This is a genomic window from Burkholderia sp. 10_S31 (assembly GCF_056930375.1).
This window is the reverse complement of the sequence record NZ_JBXOWK010000003.1, coordinates 1,523,336-1,541,164: the sequence shown is the minus strand read 5'-3', so window position 1 is coordinate 1,541,164 and position 17,829 is coordinate 1,523,336. Positions and strand designations below refer to the sequence as shown.

7 protein-coding genes are annotated in these 17,829 nt (G+C 71.5%); 1 reads left to right on the top strand and 6 read right to left on the bottom strand.

The window, feature by feature from the left end:
• Window positions 1-6 precede the first annotated feature (6 nt).
• Window positions 7-9,765, bottom strand: coding sequence for an amino acid adenylation domain-containing protein (locus tag AC1Z3W_RS27195; RefSeq protein WP_483508849.1), 9,759 nt, complete (start codon window positions 9,763-9,765; stop codon window positions 7-9).
• Window positions 9,766-10,037: 272 nt separating this feature from the next.
• Here AC1Z3W_RS27195 and AC1Z3W_RS27190 point away from each other — a divergent pair, with 272 nt between their 5' ends.
• The gene (locus tag AC1Z3W_RS27190) at window positions 10,038-11,783 is read left to right on the top strand and encodes a cyclic peptide export ABC transporter (RefSeq protein WP_483508848.1); all 1,746 of its coding nucleotides are present in this window, start codon (window positions 10,038-10,040) and stop codon (window positions 11,781-11,783) included.
• 263 nt (window positions 11,784-12,046) lie between these two features.
• Here AC1Z3W_RS27190 and AC1Z3W_RS27185 read toward each other — a convergent pair whose 3' ends face one another.
• Genes AC1Z3W_RS27185 through AC1Z3W_RS27165 form a run of 5 tightly spaced genes read right to left on the bottom strand, consistent with a single transcriptional unit; the run spans window position 12,047 to window position 17,822 of the window.
• Window positions 12,047-13,081, bottom strand: coding sequence for an ABC transporter substrate-binding protein (locus tag AC1Z3W_RS27185; RefSeq protein ID WP_483509605.1), 1,035 nt, complete (start codon window positions 13,079-13,081; stop codon window positions 12,047-12,049).
• The gene (fhuF, locus tag AC1Z3W_RS27180; protein WP_483508847.1) at window positions 13,078-13,878 is read right to left on the bottom strand and encodes a siderophore-iron reductase FhuF; all 801 of its coding nucleotides are present in this window, start codon (window positions 13,876-13,878) and stop codon (window positions 13,078-13,080) included. The genes AC1Z3W_RS27185 and fhuF overlap by 4 nt, the downstream gene beginning before the upstream one ends.
• On the bottom strand, window positions 13,875-15,968 hold the full coding sequence (gene fhuB / locus AC1Z3W_RS27175; protein WP_483508846.1) for a Fe(3+)-hydroxamate ABC transporter permease FhuB: 2,094 nt from the start codon (window positions 15,966-15,968) through the stop codon (window positions 13,875-13,877). Before fhuB ends, fhuF begins: the two co-directional genes overlap by 4 nt.
• Window positions 15,965-16,816, bottom strand: coding sequence for an ABC transporter ATP-binding protein (locus tag AC1Z3W_RS27170; protein ID WP_483508845.1), 852 nt, complete (start codon window positions 16,814-16,816; stop codon window positions 15,965-15,967). The genes fhuB and AC1Z3W_RS27170 overlap by 4 nt, the downstream gene beginning before the upstream one ends.
• Window positions 16,806-17,822, bottom strand: coding sequence for a TauD/TfdA family dioxygenase (locus AC1Z3W_RS27165; protein WP_483508844.1), 1,017 nt, complete (start codon window positions 17,820-17,822; stop codon window positions 16,806-16,808). Before AC1Z3W_RS27165 ends, AC1Z3W_RS27170 begins: the two co-directional genes overlap by 11 nt.
• Window positions 17,823-17,829: the final 7 nt, after the last annotated feature.

Genomic DNA, 17,829 nt, shown 5'->3' with positions numbered 1-17,829 from the left:
TCGTCCTTATTGGGTTTCCAGTTCGCCGAGCAGCGCATCGATCGCGCTCGCCGCGTCGGTCTCGCCGCGTGCCGCGCAGGCCGCGTCGATCGCGTCAGCGCAGCGTTCGAGCGTGCGGGTGTCGAACAGCGTGCGCAGCGGCAGCGCGAGACCCCAGTGCAGGTTCGCCTGCGCATGGGCCTGCGTCGCAAGCAGCGAGTGGCCGCCGAGCAGGAAGAAGTCGTCGTCGCGGCCGATCGCGTCCACGTGCAGCACGCGCTGCCAGATCGCCGCGAGCGCGCGCTCCGTGTCGGTCGCGAGTTCGACGGCCGCGGCTGCCTCGCGCACCGGCGCGGGCAACGCATGGCGATCGCATTTGCCGTTCGGCGTGACCGGCAGCGCGTCGAGCTCGATCAGTTGCGACGGCACCATGTATGCCGGCAACTGCGCGCGCAGCGAATCCAGCAGTGCCGCACGGTCGAGCGGCCCCGCGTCGCAGCGGGCGACATAGCCGATCAGTTGCTCGTCGCGCACGATCACGACCGCGTCGTGCACGCCCGGCGCCGCTCGCAACAGCGCCTCGATTTCACCGGGCTCGATCCGCTGGCCGCGTAGTTTCACCTGCGTGTCGACGCGGCCGAGGTAATCGAGCGCGCCATCGGCGCGGCGCCGCGCGAGGTCGCCGGTGCGATACATGCGCGCGCCCGCCACGAACGGATCGGGCACGAAGCGCTCGGCGGTCAACCCCGGACGGCCGAGATAGCCACGCGCGAGGCCCGCGCCCGCCAGATACAGTTCGCCGGTCGCGCCGGCCGGCACCGGTTGCCAGGCCGCGTCGAGCACGTGCAGCTGCAGGTTCGCGATCGGATGGCCGATCGGCACCGCGACGGCGCTCGCGTCGCTGGGGCCGCAGGTCCAGTGCGACACGTCGATCGCGGCTTCCGTCGGCCCGTACAGGTTCACGAGCGTCGCGTCCGGCATCAGCCGTGCGACCTTCGCGACGAGTTCGGGCGCGAGCGCCTCGCCGCTCGCGACGATCAGGCGCACGCTGTCGCATTGCGCTGCGGCCGTGAAATCGTCGAGATATGCGGCGAACGCGGCCAGCATCGACGGCACGAAGTGCAGCACCGTCACGCCGTGTGCGTGGATCGCGGCCGCGAGGCGGGCCGGATCGCGGTGATCGCCGGGCGCGGCGATCGCGAGCTTCGCGCCGATCGCGAGCGGCCACACGAATTCCCATACCGATACGTCGAAGCCGAATGGCGTCTTGTGCAGCACGACGTCGTCGCGCGTCAGCCGGTACGCGTGCTGCATCCACGCGATCCGGTTCGCGAGCGCGCCGTGCGAGTTGCCGGCGCCCTTCGGCTTGCCCGTCGAGCCGGACGTGTAGATCAGGTATGCGAGCCGGGCGTCGTCGATGTCGGTCGCAGCGTCGGTGGCGGTATCGGCCGCTGCATCGCCATCGTCGCCATCGACGCCATCGACGCCGTTGTCGGTGCCGTCGGCGAGCAGATCGGCTACCGTCAGCAGTTGCGTCGTCGCGTCGTTGCCGAGCGCGGCCTCGACCTGCTCGCGCAGATGGGCCTGCGTGATCGCGACCGCCGGCCGCGCGTCGCGCAGCAGGTACGCGATGCGCTCGGCCGGATAGTCGGGATCGACCGGCAGGTAGGCCGCGCCGGCCTTCAGTACGCCGACGAGTGCCGTCACCATGTCGAACGAGCGCTCGACGCACAACGCCACGGGCGTATCGGGCAGCACGCCGCGCCGGCGCAATGCGGCGGCGACACGCGTCGTGTTCAGGTCGAGTTCGCGATAAGTCGCACGTTGCACGCCGCCATGGGTATCCGTGTATTCGAGCGCGATCGCGTCGGGCGTCGCCCGTGCAGCGGCCGCGAATTGCAGGTGCAGCGGCTGCCGTTGCGTGTTCGGCCACGTCCGCGCCGTGTCCTGCGCGAGCGCCAGTGCGTCGCGCGTCGCGTCGTCGGCGATCGACAGCGTGCCGAGCAATGCGTCCGGCGTGCGGGACAGCGCGTCGAGCGCGCACGCGAACGCGCGGTGCCAGGTCTCGACCTGGCGCGCATCGACGCGCGCGGTGTCGTAGCCGTAGTCAATCGTCAGCTCGGCGCCGCTCTCGATCACGAGCGTCAGCGCGAAATCGGTCGATTCGATGCTGCGCACGTCGCTCAGTGCGAGCGCGCGCGGATCGGTGTCGCGCGCCGTGTCGTCGACCGGATAGTTCTCGAACACGACCAGCGTGTCGAACAGTGCGCCGCCGGCGCCGCGTGCCCAGCGCTGGATGTCGGCGAGCGGCGTGTGCGCATGCTCGGCGGCGGCCGCGTTCTCGCGCTGCAGCGCTTGCAGCCAGTCGGCCGCGCGTTGCTGCGGCGCAGGCGCCGTGATCACCGGCAGCGTGTTGATGAAGAGGCCGAGCACCGTGTCGACGTCCGCGAGCGCATCGGGACGGCCCGCGACGGTCGCGCCGAACGCGACGGCTGGCTGGTGCGTCATGCGCTGCAGCGCGAGCGCCCACGCACCCTGCACCAGCGTGTTGACAGTCAGTTTCAGCGCACGTGCCGTTCGTGCGACGCGCGTCATCGCATCCGCATCGATCGTCGCGCGCCACGTGACCATGTCGGCATCCGCACGGTCGGCCACGCGCTCGGCGATCAGCGTCGGTGCGTCGAGACGCGCGAGCCGGTCGGTCCAGAAGCGCTCGTCCGCCGCTCGGTCGCGTGTGCCGAGCCATGCGATGAAGTCGCGGTAACGCAGCGTCGGGCGGCTCGCGAACGGCGACACGGCATCGGGGCCGCGATAGTCGCGCAGCATGTCGGCGAGCAGGCGCGCGGTGCTCCAGCCATCGAGCAGCACGTGGTGACGCGTCCAGACGACCCGCCATGCGTCGTTTGCGACGCGGATCAGCGTGAGCCGCATCAGCGGCGGCTCGCGCCAGTCGAAGCCGCGTGCGCGGTCGGCCGCGAGCCATGCGTCGAAATCGGCGTTGAGCGTGTCGCCGCGCGTGCGCCAGTCGAGCTGTTCGATCGGCATCTGCGCATGGCGATGCACGCATTGCAGCGGTGCGGCCTCGTCGGGCATCACACTGGTGCGCAGGATGTCGTGGCGCGCGACTGACGCGCCGAATGCGGCCGCCAGCCGGTCGGCATCGAGCGCCGTCGCGGTCGCGACGAGCTGGTTCACGTAGCTTGCGTGGCCGGGTGCGAACAGTGCGTGGAACAGGATTCCCTGCTGCATCGGCGACAGCGGATACACGTCGTCGATCGTGCGCCAGTCGAGCGGCGCGCGCTCGATCGCGGCTTGCGTGAGACCGGCGGCCTGCGCGAGCGGAAAATCGCCCGGCGTCGCGCCGCCGCCGCGATGCGCGACACGCGACGCGCATGCGTCGGCGAGTTCGCGCAGTGCGACGGCGAAGCGTGCCGCGAATGCGTCGATCGTCGCGCGCTCGAATTGCGGCGCGCCGTATACCCAGTGAACCTTCAGCGTGCGTGCGCCGTCGCGATCGGTATCCAGATAGGCGTGGATCGCGAGCGTGTTGCCGAGCGGCCCTTGCGGGTCGCGCTCGATGCCGGTGCCGCCGAAGCGCGGCACGAGCATCGCGTCGCGCGGTGCGTCGAACTGGCCAAGATAGTTGAACGTGACGTGCGGACGAGGCACCGCGGCCAGCGCCGCGCGCGTCGCCGCATCGCCGTAGTGCGCGAGCACGCCGAAGCCGAGCCCCTTGTGCGGCACCGCGCGCAGCGTGTCCTTGACCGCGCACAGCGTGTCGCACGCCGTGGCGGCGACCGGCAGCGTCACCGGATAGTGGCTCGTCAGCCAGCCGATCGTGCGGCTCGCGTCCGCATCGTCGAACAGCGCCTCGCGGCCATGCCCTTCGAGTTCGACCCGGCACGATGCGGCGCCACCGGCACCGGCACCGGCACCGGCCAGCGCCAGGGCGAGCGCCGCGCCCAGCAGTTCGATCGTCTGCGTGCGATACGCGGCATGCGCATCGGTTAGCGCGGCGCGGGTCAGTGCCGCGTCGATCGTCTGCACGACGACGGCCGCGTCGGCGTTCGTCGCCGGTGCGTCCGGATGATCGGGCACGAGGTCGTCGCCCTGTGCCATGCCGGTCCAGTATGCGACTTCGGCAGTGAGCGGCGACGCCGGGTCGGTCGCGGCACGCGCCAGGCGTGCTGCCCATGCGTCCGCTCGCAGGCCCGGCTGCGACAGACGGACCGGCGTGCGCTCGCATGCAGCGCGATACGCGGCGTCCAGGTCGTCGAGCAGGATGCGCCACGACACGCCGTCGACGATCGCGTGGTGAATCGCCAGATATAGCTGCGTCGCACCGTCCGGCAGCCGCGCCGCGCATGCGCAGGCGAGCGGCCCACGGCCGAGATCGAGGCGGCGCTGCAGTGCGTCGAAGCGCGCCAGCGCGTCGGCATCATCGCGTGCGGCGACTTCGACGAACGGCAGCGCGTCGTACGGCTTTGCCACATCGCGCGCGTGCCACTTGCCGTCCGCGCCACGCGCGAAGCGCTGGCGGAAAGCATCGTGATGGGTCAGCAACGTATCGAATGCACGCGCGAACGCATCGGCGTCGAACGGGCCGCGCACGTCGAACGCGACCGACTGGTTCCAGTGGCCCGGACGCGGCACGTCGAGCGCGAAAAAGCGCTGTTGCGCGGGCGTCAGGATCGCCTCGGCAGCCGGTGCGGACTGATCTGGCATGGGCGTTGCGGAAGTCGTTGCCGACATAGCAGCGGCAACGTCCCCGGTCTTCGCGATGCGCGCGAGTTCGGCGACCGTCGGGCCGTCGAACAGCTGCTTCGGCGTGAAGCGCACGCCGCGCTTGCGGGCGCGTGCGATCACCTGCAGCACGAGGATCGAATCGCCACCGAGTTCGAAGAAGTTGTCGTCGCGGCCGACATGCGGCGCCTTCAGCACCGCTTGCCAGACTTCCGCGAGCGCCGTTTCGACCGGGCCCTGCGGCGCGTCGCCGGAGGCCGTCGCCACCGGCGCGGCCGCCAGTTCGCGCAGTGCCGCGCGATCGATCTTGCCGTTCGCGGTCACCGGCAGACGTGCGAGCGCGACGAACTGCGCGGGCACCATGTAGTCGGGCAGCGTCGTGCCGAGCGCCGCGCGCACGGCGGCTTCATCGAATGCCGCGCCGTCGCGCATCACGACGAACGTCGCAAGCCGCAGACGGCCGTCGTGCTCGATCGCGAGCGTCTCGGCCTGCGCAATCGGGCCGCACGCGCGTACCGCCGCGCTCACCTCGCCCGGCTCGACGCGATAGCCGCGAATCTTCACCTGATCGTCGATCCGGCCGAGGAACGCGAGACGGCCGTCCGTGCGCAGACGCACGCGGTCGCCGGTGCGATACAGGCGCGCGCCGGGCGTGAACGGATCGGGCACGAAGCGCTCGGCGGTCTGCGCCGGCCGGTTCAGGTAGCCGCGCGCAACGCCCGGCCCGCCCAGATACAGTTCGCCCGTCGCACCGGCGGGCACGCACGCGCCGAACGCGTCGAGTACCAGTGCGCGCGCATTCGGCAGCGGCGCGCCGAGCGGCACGCCGCTCGCCGGATCGCGCGCGTCGGCCGCGATCGACGCGGTGTCGCACGCGATCGCGCCAACCGTCGCTTCGGTCGGCCCGTAATGGTTGATCACGCGGCAGGCCGGCGCGAGCGCGGCCAGACGCGCGACGAGCGCCCACGTCAGCGCTTCACCGCCGGTCACGAGCGCGTGGCGCGGCAGCACGTCGGCCGGCACGCGCGCATCGAGCAGCGCCTGCAGGTGGCTCGGCACGATCTTCAGCACGCCGACGTCGCGGCGGCGCATTTCTTCCGCGAACAGGTCCGGATCGAACGCGCACGCGGCCGGCAGCAGGTGCAGCGTGCGACCGGCGCACAGCGCGCCGAACAGCGTCGTGTGGCCGAGGTCGGCGGCGACGGTCGACACCATCGCGAACGACGCGTCCGGGGCGAACGCGAGTTCGTCGAGCATCCCCTGCACGTAGTCGGCCAGCGCGCCGTGCGACACGACGACGCCCTTCGGCGTGCCGGTCGAGCCCGACGTATAGATCAGATAGGCACCCTGTTCGGGATGCGGCGCGACGTGTACGCCGGCCGCGTGTGCGAGCGTCGCGTCCTGCGCGAGCGCGTCGACGTCGAGCGGCTGCGCGTCGATGCCGGCCGGCCACGCGGCCGCGTTCGCAACCAGCGCCCAGCGTGCGCGGCTATCGGCGGCGGCCGCGGCCAGGCGTGCGTCCGGTTGGGCCGGGTCGAGCAGCACGGCCAGCGCGCCGGCCTTCAGCGCGCCGAGCAGGCCGACGACGAAGCGTGCCGAACGCTCGATGCAGACGATGACGGGCGCGTCTGCCGTCGCGCCGCGCAGTGTCAGTGCGTGCGCGATGCGGTTCGACGCGTCGTCGAGTTCGGCGAACGTCAGCGACGCCGACGTATCGGCAAGCGCGACGCGATGCGGATAGGCAGCGGCCTGCCGCGCGAATGCGGCGACGATGTCGGTGTGCTCGACGCTCAGCGCGCGGCCGTCGCGCGGCTGGCGCGATGCCGGCGACGCATCGCACGGCAGCGCGGCCGTCGTGCATTGCGGTTCATGTGCGGCGGCGGCGACGAGCGCCGCATAACTGTCGAGCCATGCGCGCGCGGTATCGGCATCGATGCAGTCGGTCGCATAGGCGGCGACGAGTTCGATCCCGTTCGCGTCATCGGTGAAGTCCAGCGCGAAGTCGAAGCGCGCGGCGAGATCGGGCCCCGGCGTCGCAACCGCGGTCGCGCCCGGCAGCTCGCTGTCGTGCCGCGCATCGAACTGCTGCGCGAATTTCACGCGCAGCCATTCGTCGCCGCGCTTGACGGGCGGCTTCACCGCATCGACGACGCGTTCGAACGGCACATCCTGATGCGCGACCGCGTCGAGTGCCGCCGTGCGTGCCGCGTCGACCAGCGCGCGAAACGGCAGAGTCGGCACCACGCGCACGCGCAGTGCGACCGTATTCAGGAACAGGCCGAGCAGCGCGCGGGTTTCCGGACGCTGACGATGCGCGACCGGCACCGCGACGACGACGTCCGTCTCGCCGGTCAGGCGCGACAGCCATGCGTCGAGCGCGGCCAGCAGCACGGTGAAGACCGTGGCCTGCGCGTCGCGCGCGAGACGCCGCACATCGGCCGTGACCGTGTCGGGCAGGCGAAGCGACGCACGCGCGCCCTGCAGCGTGCGCGTCGCGCCCGGCTGGCGGTCGACCGGCAGCGCGAGCGGGCCCGGCACGTCGCGCAATGCGCCGCGCCAATATTCGAGCTGACGCTCGCCTTCGCCGCCAGCGAGCATGTCGCGCTGCCAGTCCGCGTAGTCGGCGTACTGGATCGGCAACGCGGGCAACGACGGCTCGCGGCCTTGCGCGTACGCGCCGTATGCGGCCGACAGCTCGTCGAATGCGCAGCGCGAGCTCCAGCCGTCGGTGATCGCATGATGCGCGTTCAACAGCAGCCGCTGGCGATCGTCGGCGAGCACGACGAGCGTCGCGCGCAGCAGCGGCCCGTGCGAAAGATCGAACGGCGCGCCCGCGTCGCGTTCGGCGAGACGAGCAGCCTCTGCATCGCGTGCAGCCGGCGGCTGGTCGCGCAGGTCGACCGTAGCGATCGAAACCGGCAGATGCGCGTGGATACGCTGCATCACGATGCCGTCGTCATTGTCGACGAGCGTCGTGCGCCACGCCTCGTGCCGCCCGATCACGTGATCGAGCGCGCGCTGCAGTGCAGCGCGGTCGAGCGCGCCGTCGATCGTCCAGTGCGCGGCGATGTGATAGGCGGCGCTGGCGTCGCGCGTTTGCGCGAGTACCCAGAAGCGTTGCTGCGCGAGCGATGCCGCGCGATCGACATGCGCCGCACCCGATGCGGCCGCATCAGCCGGCGCACGGCGCGCGGCGATCGCGGCCAGCGGCTCGCCCGTTTCGCGTTCCGCGCGATCGACGTGCGCGGCCAGCTCGCCCAGCGCCGGATCGGCGAACAGCATGTCGAGCCGCAGGTTCACGCGCAACGCGGCGCGGATCGCGGCCTGCAGTTGCATCGCCGCGAGCGAATCGGCGCCCAGCGCGAAGAAGCGGTCGGCTCGCGACGGCGTCGCGTCGAGGCCGAGCAGCGTCTGCCAGAAACCGGCGATCTGCGCTTCGGTCGGCGTGCGCGGTGCGTCGCCAGCGTGTTGTTCGGTATCCCGTGCTGCGGCGATGCGCTCGCGCAGCGCGGCACGGTCGAGCTTGCCGTTCAGCGTGTACGGCAGCGCATCGCAGCGCACGAACCGGTGCGGCTGCCACGCGGCAGGCAACTGCGCGCCCACGTGCGCCTTCAGCGCCGCATCGTCGGCGGCCGCGCGCAGCGCGACGCACGCGGTGAGCCGCGTCGGCCCGTTGCCGGTTTCGGCGATCACGGCCGCGTCGGCCACCGCCGGATGCGTGCGCAGGCACGCGGCGATTTCGGCGGGCTCCACGCGCACGCCGCGCACCTGGACCTGGTCGTCGAGACGGCCGAGATAATCGAAGGCGCCGTCGGCGCGCTGGCGCGCGAGGTCGCCGGTGCGGTACACGCGTGCACCGGGCTCGCCCTGCGCATCGGGAATGAAGCGTTCGGCCGTCAACGCCGGGCGGCCGTGATAGCCGCGCGCGATGCACACGCCGCCGAGCAGCAGTTCGCCGCCCTCGCCCGATTCACCCGATTCGCCCGCCTCGTCACCTTCGATACGCGCGACGCGCGGGCCTATCACGTGGCCGATCGGCAGCGACGCATACGCATCGTGCGCGGCCAGCACGGGCGTTTCGCCCGGTTCGACCGGCCACAGCATCGGCGAGATCACGGCCTCGGTCGGCCCGTAGCCGTTGATCAGGCGTACTGACGGGAACGTGCGGCGCACGAATTCGAAGGCCTGTTGCGGCAGCGCTTCGCCGCCGAACGCGAGCACGCGCAAGGCCGGCGGCACGCCGTCGCGCGCGGCGACGGCCGCGAATTCACGCAGGTAGGCCGGCGGGAACGCGGCGACGCTGACTGATTCGCGCACCATCAGCGCATGGGCGGCGTCCGGCGCGAACGGCTGCGGCGGTGCAATCGTCACGCTCGCGCCGACCGCGAGCGGCGCGAGCCAGCATTCGTGCGCGGCGTCGAAATTGACCGACGCGAAATGCAGCAGGCGATCGCCGCCTTCGATCGGCAGTGCGGCCGCGAGCGCGTCGCAATGCGCGGCGAGTGGCCCGTGCTCGACGACCACCGCCTTCGGCGTGCCGGTCGAGCCCGACGTATAGATCATGTAGGCGGCCGCACGCGGATGCACCGGCACGTCTTCGTCTTCTTCGTCGGCGAAGGCGGCGGCATCCGCGCCGTCATCCACCGCCGACGTCGCGTCGAACGCGTGTTCGAACGACGCGCCGAGCGCCGCGCGGCCCGCCGCATCGACGATCCCGTGGCGCAACTGCGCATCGCGGACGATCCAGTCGAGGCGCGCGGCCGGATGACGCGGATCGAGCGGCACGAACACGCCGCCCGCCTTCAGCACGGCCAGCAGCGCGACGAACAGCTCACACGAGCGTTCGACACAGACGCCGACCCGCACTTCCTCGCCGACACCGGCAGCACGCAACTGGCGAGCAAGGCGCGATGCACGCGCGTCGAGCGCGCCGCGCGACAGGCGCAGGTCGTTCTGGAAAGGCGCGGCGAGCGCAGGGGCGGCTGGCGCGCGGCGCGCCAGTTCGCGGATTCGGTGGTGCAACTCAGTCGGGAAACTCGTCATGTGCGTGAAGTCCTTCGGTCCGGCCGCTTCGGCCAAGTCTCGGGGCCGCTTGGGGCGGCTTCACTGGTGTGACGAACGGCGCGGCCGATTTTTTACCGTTCTGCGCGCAAAGTCCGAACGGATGCATTTTTTGACGGCATGGCTAAATATTTGCGCGGCCCGTTCGTCTATCAGGGAGGAACGCCGCAACCGGGCCCGTCCCGCGCGCCGCTTTCGCGTCAGTTTTGCCGTTTCCGCACGGTTTGCCTGCCCTTCATTTACCGACGTTGCCGATGACCGCCGCCCACGAGCCTTCTTCCCCGCCGTCCCTCGACGCCTCCCCCGGCCGCCCCGCGGCCCGCCTGATCCTCGCGCTGCTGCGCGAAAGCCGCGCATCGCTCGCGCTTGCGCTCGTCGCCTGTGTGCTCAACGGCGTCGCGAGCGTGCTGCTCGTCGCGACGCTGAACCGCGCGCTCGCGCAGCCCTGCGCGGCCGACGCGTCGCTCGCGTGGCGCTTCGCGCTGTGCGCGGTGATCGCGCTCGTCACGCGGATCGTGTCGGGCACGTTGTTCGCCCGGCTGTCGCAGGACACGATGGCGCGTCTGCGCGTGCATCTCGCGCGGCGTGTCGGCGCAGCCGAACTGCGCGACATCGAGCGGATCGGCGCGGCGCCCGTGCAGTCGGTGCTGACCGACGACGCGACCAACGTGTCGATGCTGTTCTTCGCGCTGCCGAACCTGGTGATGCACGGCTCGATCGTGTTCGGCTGCCTCGGCTATCTCGCGTGGTTGTCGTGGCCGGTGTGCCTGCTCGCGCTGACCGCGATCATCGCGGGCTCGCTCGGTTATCACACCGGCGACCGCCGCGCGATCGCGTCACTCGAGGCGGCCGGCCACGCGCAGGACCGCCTGTTCGGCTATCTCGGTTCGCTGTTCTCCGGCGCGAAGGAGCTGAAGCTGCACGACGCGCGCGCGCGCCAGTTCGTCGACGGCCAGCTCGGCGCCGCGATCGGCGAGGTGCGCGACCACCGCCGCCGCGCGTTCAGCGCGTATGCGGTCGGTGTCGGCTGGATCATCTTCCTGTTCTACGTGTTCCTCGGCGCGGCCGCGTTCTGGCCGCAGCTGGGCGTGCATGCCGACGCCGGTGCGGCGGCCGGCTACGTCGTCGTGTTCCTGTTCATGCTGGTGCCGCTCGACGGACTGCTGAACAATCTGCCGACCGTCAATGCGGCGCGCGTGTCGCTCACGCGGATCGAAGGCGTGATGGCCGAGTTCGGCGCGCTGCGCACGGTGCCGCCCGCCAGCGACGCGCCCGACGTGCCGCCGGCCGGCGCCGTCACGCTGCGCGGCGTCACGCATGCGTACTTCCACGAGCGCGACGAACGAATGTTCCGCATCGGGCCGATCGACCTGACGATCCAGCCGGGCGAGCTCGTGTTCATCGTCGGCGGCAACGGCAGCGGCAAGACGACGCTCGCGAAGGTGCTGACGGGGCTCTACGAGCCGGAGGAAGGCACGATCGAGGTCGACGGCCTCGCGATCGGCTGGCGCGAGCGTGCGGCGTACCGGCAGCGCTTCAGCGCGGTGTTCAACGATTTCCACCTGTTCGATGCGCTGCTCGGCATCGTCGATCCGGACGATCCGGCGCGTGCGCAGGCCGATGCGCGCGCGAACGCGCTGGTCGCGAAGCTCGCGCTCGATCACAAGGTGAAGGTCGTCGACGGCGCGTTCTCGAACCGTGCGCTGTCGACCGGGCAGCGCAAGCGGCTCGCGCTCGTCGTCGCTTATCTGGAGGACCGCCCGTTTTACCTGTTCGACGAATGGGCGGCCGACCAGGATCCGTCGTTCAAGGCCGTGTTCTACGAGCAGCTGCTGCCCGAGCTGCGCGCGCGCGGCAAGGCCGTGATCGTGATCACGCACGACGACCGCTATTTCGATCTCGCCGATCGCCTGCTGAAACTCGACAACGGGCAGATCGTCAGCGACACGACGCCCGCGCGGTCACGCGCGCGGGATGGTGCCGACGCGCTGAGCGCGTGAGCATGCGTCAACACCGGCGGCCTGCGTGCAGCGATTGCGGCGCGCAGGCGTTGTTCGGTTCGGAGGTTCGGAGGTTCGGAGGTTCGGAGGTTCGGAAGATCGGAAGATCGGAAGGATTCGGATGAATCGGAAGGAGATATTGTTCGGCATACTTGCATACGGCGTAACGCCACCGCAATGCCGCGGCCCGTTCGGGCGGTACGCGAATGACAACCCAATTCCCGGCCACGCGCTGCCCCGCCCGCTCACGACGATCTCCCCGTTCAGCGCACGATCGGCAGCTTCAGCATCGTATCGGTCATCACGTCGGCCAGTTTCAGCGCCGACATCGGACCGCCGAACCCCCAGATATTCCGCTCGACGAGCGCGATCCGGTGTTCTCGCCGCGCGGGCACGAAACGCCACACCGGCGAATCGAGCTTCGACGACAGCGGCACGTCCATCCCGGTCGCGGTGACGAACAGCACGGCGAGATCGCGTTGCCGGAGCAGGTCGGCGGAGGTCACGTAGAGCGTGCCTTCCCGTGTCGGCTTCTTCGGCCACGGCTCGAGACCGAGCGCGCGCGCAAGGCCCGCCGACGTACTGTTGCCCGTATAGGCCCAATAACGGTCGGGCAGCCCGAGATCCTGCAGCAGTGCGATGCGTTCGCCGCTGCGCCCGGCCGCCTCGAGCCGCGACGCATTGCGCGCGATGCCCGCGTCGAGTTGCGCTTCGACCGCTTTCGCACGCGCGTCGCGTCCGGTCACGGCGCCGATCGTCCGGAAGATCTGCCGCATCCAGTCGAGCTGCGTGACGGGCACGCCGTCTTCGGACACGTTCGGGCTGAACTGGAACAGGATCGTCGGCGCGATGCGGTCGAGCGCGGCGAAGATCGGCGCATGCCGAAAGCCGACGCCGATGATCAGATCGGGCTTCACCGCGGCGATCGCCTCGAGCCCCGGCTCCTGCCGCGAGCCGATGTCGGTCACGTGCGCGAGCCGGTCGCTCCGGTAGCCGAGCCAGCCCGGATAGAACGCCGTATCCGCCATGCCGACCGGCACGATGTCGAGCGCGATCACGCTTTCCGCGAACATGAAGTCGAGCGCGACCACGCGCTGCGGCCGCACGGGCATCGTTGCACTCGCCTGCGATACGACGGGGTTGCCGGCGAGCAAGCGGCTCGATGGCGAGGCCGTGCTGCCCGCTCCGCTGCGCGCGTCGCCGGCGACCGCGACGGCCGGTGTAACCAGCGCGCCGCAGCACGCGGCGCCGAGCGCGGCCAGTGCGCCGAGCGCATGACGGCGGCCGGCATGCGTCACCGGCACGCGTCCTGCTCGGCCAGCGCCGCGTCGTCCATCGTCAATAGCAGGGGGCAGCTTCCACACAGTTGCGTTTCTCCAGGAATTTCATAGCGCAGGCAGCACACGCGGCGCGCGCGAAACGGCGTCGGCAGCAACGGCGAGCGCGGCACGGCGTCGCGCACCGGCAGGCGCAGCGGATTCGGCGCGCCCTGAACGCAGGACGCGCCGAACAGCCAGTCGGCATCGCGAACGGGATCGGCCGCACACGGCAGCGACCGGTACGTATCGAGCAGATAGTCGAGCAGGTTGCCCGCGTTGCTCCACAGCACGCGCGGCGTGACACGGCCCATCGCCGCGAGCAGGTCGATCACCGCGCCGAGATGCGCGACGAGCCCCGCATAGCGCGGCGCGGGATCGGCGCACGGCGCGCCGAGCGCGTCCGGCGCGAAATACAGTGCGGCCGGCATCCCGTCGTCGAGCGCGACGAACGTGCGTTCCGGCGCCATGTCGAGCGGGCGGCCGAGCGTCAGCGCGGCGACCACGCCGGCGGGCGCCGCGCGGCCGAAGTAGTACTTGCTCCATTGCGACATCAGTGCGCGCGCATGCTGCGCCGGATCGCCGCCGTAGTGCCGCACCATCGCGTCGAGCACCGCGTCGCGATGATCGGGCAGCGCGCTCACCGGCACGACGATCCGGCACGGCGCGTGCGTGTCGTCGGGCACCCCGAGCCACACGTCGTCTAGATGCGCGGCGAACGGTTCGGGCGAGAGCGCGGAGAAGCACGTGACGCGCGCGCCGTCGAGCGCCGGCGTCATCGCCCCGCGCGCCGGGCGCGGCGCCCCTCGAGGATCAGCAGCCCGAGCAGGTACGGCGCGCCGATCAGCGCGGTCAGCACGCCGGCCGGCACTTCGCGCGGCGCGACGACCGTGCGGGCCGCCAGATCGGCACATCCGAGAATCAGCGCGCCGCATGCGGCCGCCAGCCACAGACGCGTGCGATGCCGGCGCGCGCCGAGCATCGTCGCGACGTGCGGCGCCATCAGTCCGATGAAGCCGACCGGCCCGACCGCCGCGACGGCCGCGCAGGCGGCGAGCGTCGCGATCGTCAGCGCGAGCGGCCGCAGCGCGGCGACCGGCAGGCCGAGCGCGGCCGCCTGGTCGTCGCCGAGCGCCAGCATATCGAGCGGCCGCGCGAGCCATGCGAATACGGGTATCGCGAGCACGCACCACGGCAGCAGCATCGACACCTCGCCCCAACTGCGGCCGTAGGTGCCGCCGACGAGCCAGACGACGAAGCGCGCGGGCTGCACGCTTTGCTGCGTGATCAGCCATTGCGCGAGCGTGGTCCACAGCGCGCCGATCACGATGCCGGTCAACGCGACCGCGAGCGGTGCGTAACGATGCCGGTGATTCAGCGCGAGCGTGATCGCGAGCGACAGCGCGCCGCCGGTCAAGGCGGCTACGGCAAGCGTCACATGGCCCATCAGCGGCCACGTCGACAACGCGAACAGCGTGACGAGCCCCGCGCCCTGCGTGACGCCGAGCACTTCGGGCCCGGCGAGCGGATTGCGCACGACGCTTTGCATCGCGACGCCGCTCGCGGCCAGCAGCGCACCCGCGAGGAGCGCGCACAGCAGCCGCGGCATGCGCAGGTCGATCAGCATGCGCGCGAGCGCATCGTGGCCCGACAGCGCGGCGGACCAGCGCGCGAGCGACAGCCATTCGGGGCCGGTCGACACGCCGACGAACACCACGAGCAAGCCGGCCGCGACGAACAGCGCGGTGCGCAGCGGCCAGCCGAGCCGTTCGAGCCAGCCGACCACGCGCGTCGAGCCGCTGCCGGCCGCGCGTTCGGCTTGCGCGTGCAGCACACCCGACCACGCGGCGCCGCGCCGGATCATCGCGAGCATCAGCGGCGTGCCGACGAGCGCGATCGCGACGCCGGTCGACAACGTCGCGTCGAGGCCCGACGCGAGCACCGCGCTGTCGGTGACGAGCACGAGCGCACCGCCCGCGAGCGCCGACAGCGGCACCAGCACGCCGAGCCGCGCCGCGCGCGCACCGCGCACCTGGCGCAGCAGGTTCGGCGCGACGAGCCCGACATACGACAGCGGGCCCGCGATGCTGACCGCCACGCTCGTGAACGCGACCGCGACGATCGTCGCGGCGAGCCGCGTCGCATCGACGCGCACGCCGGCCGCGGCCGCCGCCTCGTCGCCGAGCGCGAGCGGATTCAGCGGCCGGATCACGAACGGCAGTGCCAGCAGCGGCAGGACCAGCCAGCGCGCGGCGAGCGCGAGCCCGGTCGCGCCCGGTTGATAGAGACTGCCGTTGGTCCACAGCGCGGCGCCTGCAATGTTCTGCTCGAAGAACGCGAGTACCAGCGTCGACAGCGCCGCGAACAGCAGCATGCACACGCTGCCCGCGAGCACGAGCCGCAGCGGCGTCGCGCGCCAGCCGCCGGCCGCGACGATCGCGCACGCGGCGGCGATCAGCCCGCAGACGAACAGCAGCGGCACCGACGCGACGCCGGCGAGCGCCGGCACCAGCATCGCCGCAAGCAGGCCGAGCTGGGCACCGCCCGTCACGCCGAGCAGGTCGGGCGACGCGAGCGGGTTGCGCGTGAGCGACTGGAACAGCGCGCCCGCGATGCCGAGACAGCCGCCCGCGACGAGCGCGGCCGCGACGCGCGGCAGGTTGAGGTCGAACAGGAACACGCCCGCGAGCGCGGCAGCGTCGCTGCCCGGCACCGCGTTCCACCATCCGTGCAGGTCCGGCGCGACGCGCAGCACCGCCAGCACGGCGATCAGCACGACAAGGCCGAGCGCGATCGCACCGGCACGGCGGCCGGATGCCGCGCCCTGCCCGCTCGCCGCGAGCCGCTTGCGCATCGCGAACGTCGTCATACGGCGATATCCCGGTCGACCGCGCGATCGAACGCGTGCTGCGTGCCCGATGCCGGCGGCCCGTAGGCCGGCACGCACATCGGCGCACCCGTCTGCGGATGCGCGAGCTTCAGCATGTCGACGCCGAACGCCGCGCGCAGCTGCGCCGGTTCCAGCATCGCGTCGGGCGCCCCCTGCGCGACGAGGCGGCCGGCACGCATCAGCACGATCTCGTCGCTGTACGCGGCGGCCTGGTTCAGGTCGTGCAGCACCCACACGATCGTCAGCCCGCGTGCGCGGTTCAGCGCGCGCAGCGCGTCGAGGATGTCGAGCTGGTGATGGATGTCGAGATAGGTCGTCGGCTCGTCGAGCAGCACGATCGGCGCCTGCTGCGCGAGCGCCATCGCGATCCACGCACGCTGGCGCTCGCCGCCCGACAGCGCGCCGACGTCACGCTCGGCGTCGCCGGCCAGGCCGCTCGTGTCCAGCGCCGCGTCGATCGCCGCCTGGTCGGCGCGCGATAGCCCGCGCAGGAAGCCGCCATACGCGTAGCGCCCGTACGCGACGAGCTCGCGCACGGTCAGCCCCGACGGAATCTGGTTGAACTGCGCGAGCATCGTGAGTTCGCGCGCGAGCGCGCGACGGCGAAACGACGCGAGCGGCATGCCGTTCACGTCGATGTGGCCCGCACGCGCGGGCTGCAGCCCCGCGAGCGTGCGCAGCAGCGTGCTCTTGCCGCAGCCGTTCGGGCCGCACAGCGCCGTTACGCGGCCGGCCGCGATCGACAGGTCCAGCCCGTCGATCACGACATGGTCGCGATAACCCACCGTCAGTCCGCGCGCGGCAAGCGCGGCGGGACTACGCGTCATCGGTCCTCCGTTCGGTCGCGCGCGGGACCGTGTAGCTCTGCGCCATCGCGACGACCACCTTGCGCGGCCCCTCGAACGGGTCGCGCGCATGCGCGGTCAGCATGTTGTCGAGCATCAGCACGTCGCCCGTCTGCCACGGGAACACGATGCGCTGGCGGTCGAGCACGCCGCGGATTTCCGCCAGCGCGTCGGCCTCGAGCGGCTCGCCGTCGCCGTAGTACACGTTGCGCGGCACGTTCTCGAGCCCGACCGCGTCGACGAGCGCTTCCTGCATGTCGTCGTCGAGCGCCGACAAGTGAAACAGGTTCGCCTGGTTGAACCACACGCGCTCGCCCGTGCGCGGATGGCGCGCGACGGCCTGGCAGCGTTCGCGCGTGCGCAGCAGCAGCTCGCCGTCGTCGGTGCGCCACGCGCATTCGATCCCGCGCGCCGCGCACATTCGCTCGACCTCGGCGGGATCGTCGGTGCCGAACGATTGCTGCCACGGCAGGTCGAGCCCCTGGCCGAAGTTGCGCACGTACAGCAGCTCGCGCTGCTCGAAGCGCGCGACGAGCGCCGGATCGAGCACGCGATAGACGGCGCGGCTGTCCGCGATCGGCGTCGCACCGCCCTTCGGCGCCGCGAGCGCGCAATGAAACCAGATCCGCAGCGGCCACTCGCGCGTGTACGACTGCTCGTTGTGCAGCGGAATCGCGCGATGCGGCGGGTATTCGGTCGACGTGTAGACGGCGCCTGCGACCTGGCTGCGCGGCGTCGATGCGTATTCATAGCCGATCAGCGGATCGCCGAACGACGCCGCGAACTGCTGGAACGCATCGATCGACGGCACGTTAAAGCCCGTGAACAGCACGCCGCCCGACCGTTCGAGCGTGTCGGCCGCGATGGCATGCGCGAGCGGCGCGACTTCGTCGATCGACATGCCGTCGGCGCCGCGCGGCGACACGACGGTGGGCAGCCCCGGCTCGATACGCAGGTCGTCGAGCGTCGGCAACGAAAGCAGGGTCATGCAACGT

Coding starts and splice junctions, on each gene's coding strand:
- AC1Z3W_RS27195 (WP_483508849.1), bottom strand. CDS start 9,765: ATGACGAGTTTCCCGACTGAGTTGCACCACCGAATCCGCGAACTGGCG.
- AC1Z3W_RS27170 (WP_483508845.1), bottom strand. CDS start 16,816: ATGACGCGTAGTCCCGCCGCGCTTGCCGCGCGCGGACTGACGGTGGGT.
- AC1Z3W_RS27165 (WP_483508844.1), bottom strand. CDS start 17,822: ATGACCCTGCTTTCGTTGCCGACGCTCGACGACCTGCGTATCGAGCCG.
- AC1Z3W_RS27190 (WP_483508848.1), top strand. CDS start 10,038: ATGACCGCCGCCCACGAGCCTTCTTCCCCGCCGTCCCTCGACGCCTCC.
- fhuB (WP_483508846.1), bottom strand. CDS start 15,968: ATGACGACGTTCGCGATGCGCAAGCGGCTCGCGGCGAGCGGGCAGGGC.
- fhuF (WP_483508847.1), bottom strand. CDS start 13,878: ATGACGCCGGCGCTCGACGGCGCGCGCGTCACGTGCTTCTCCGCGCTC.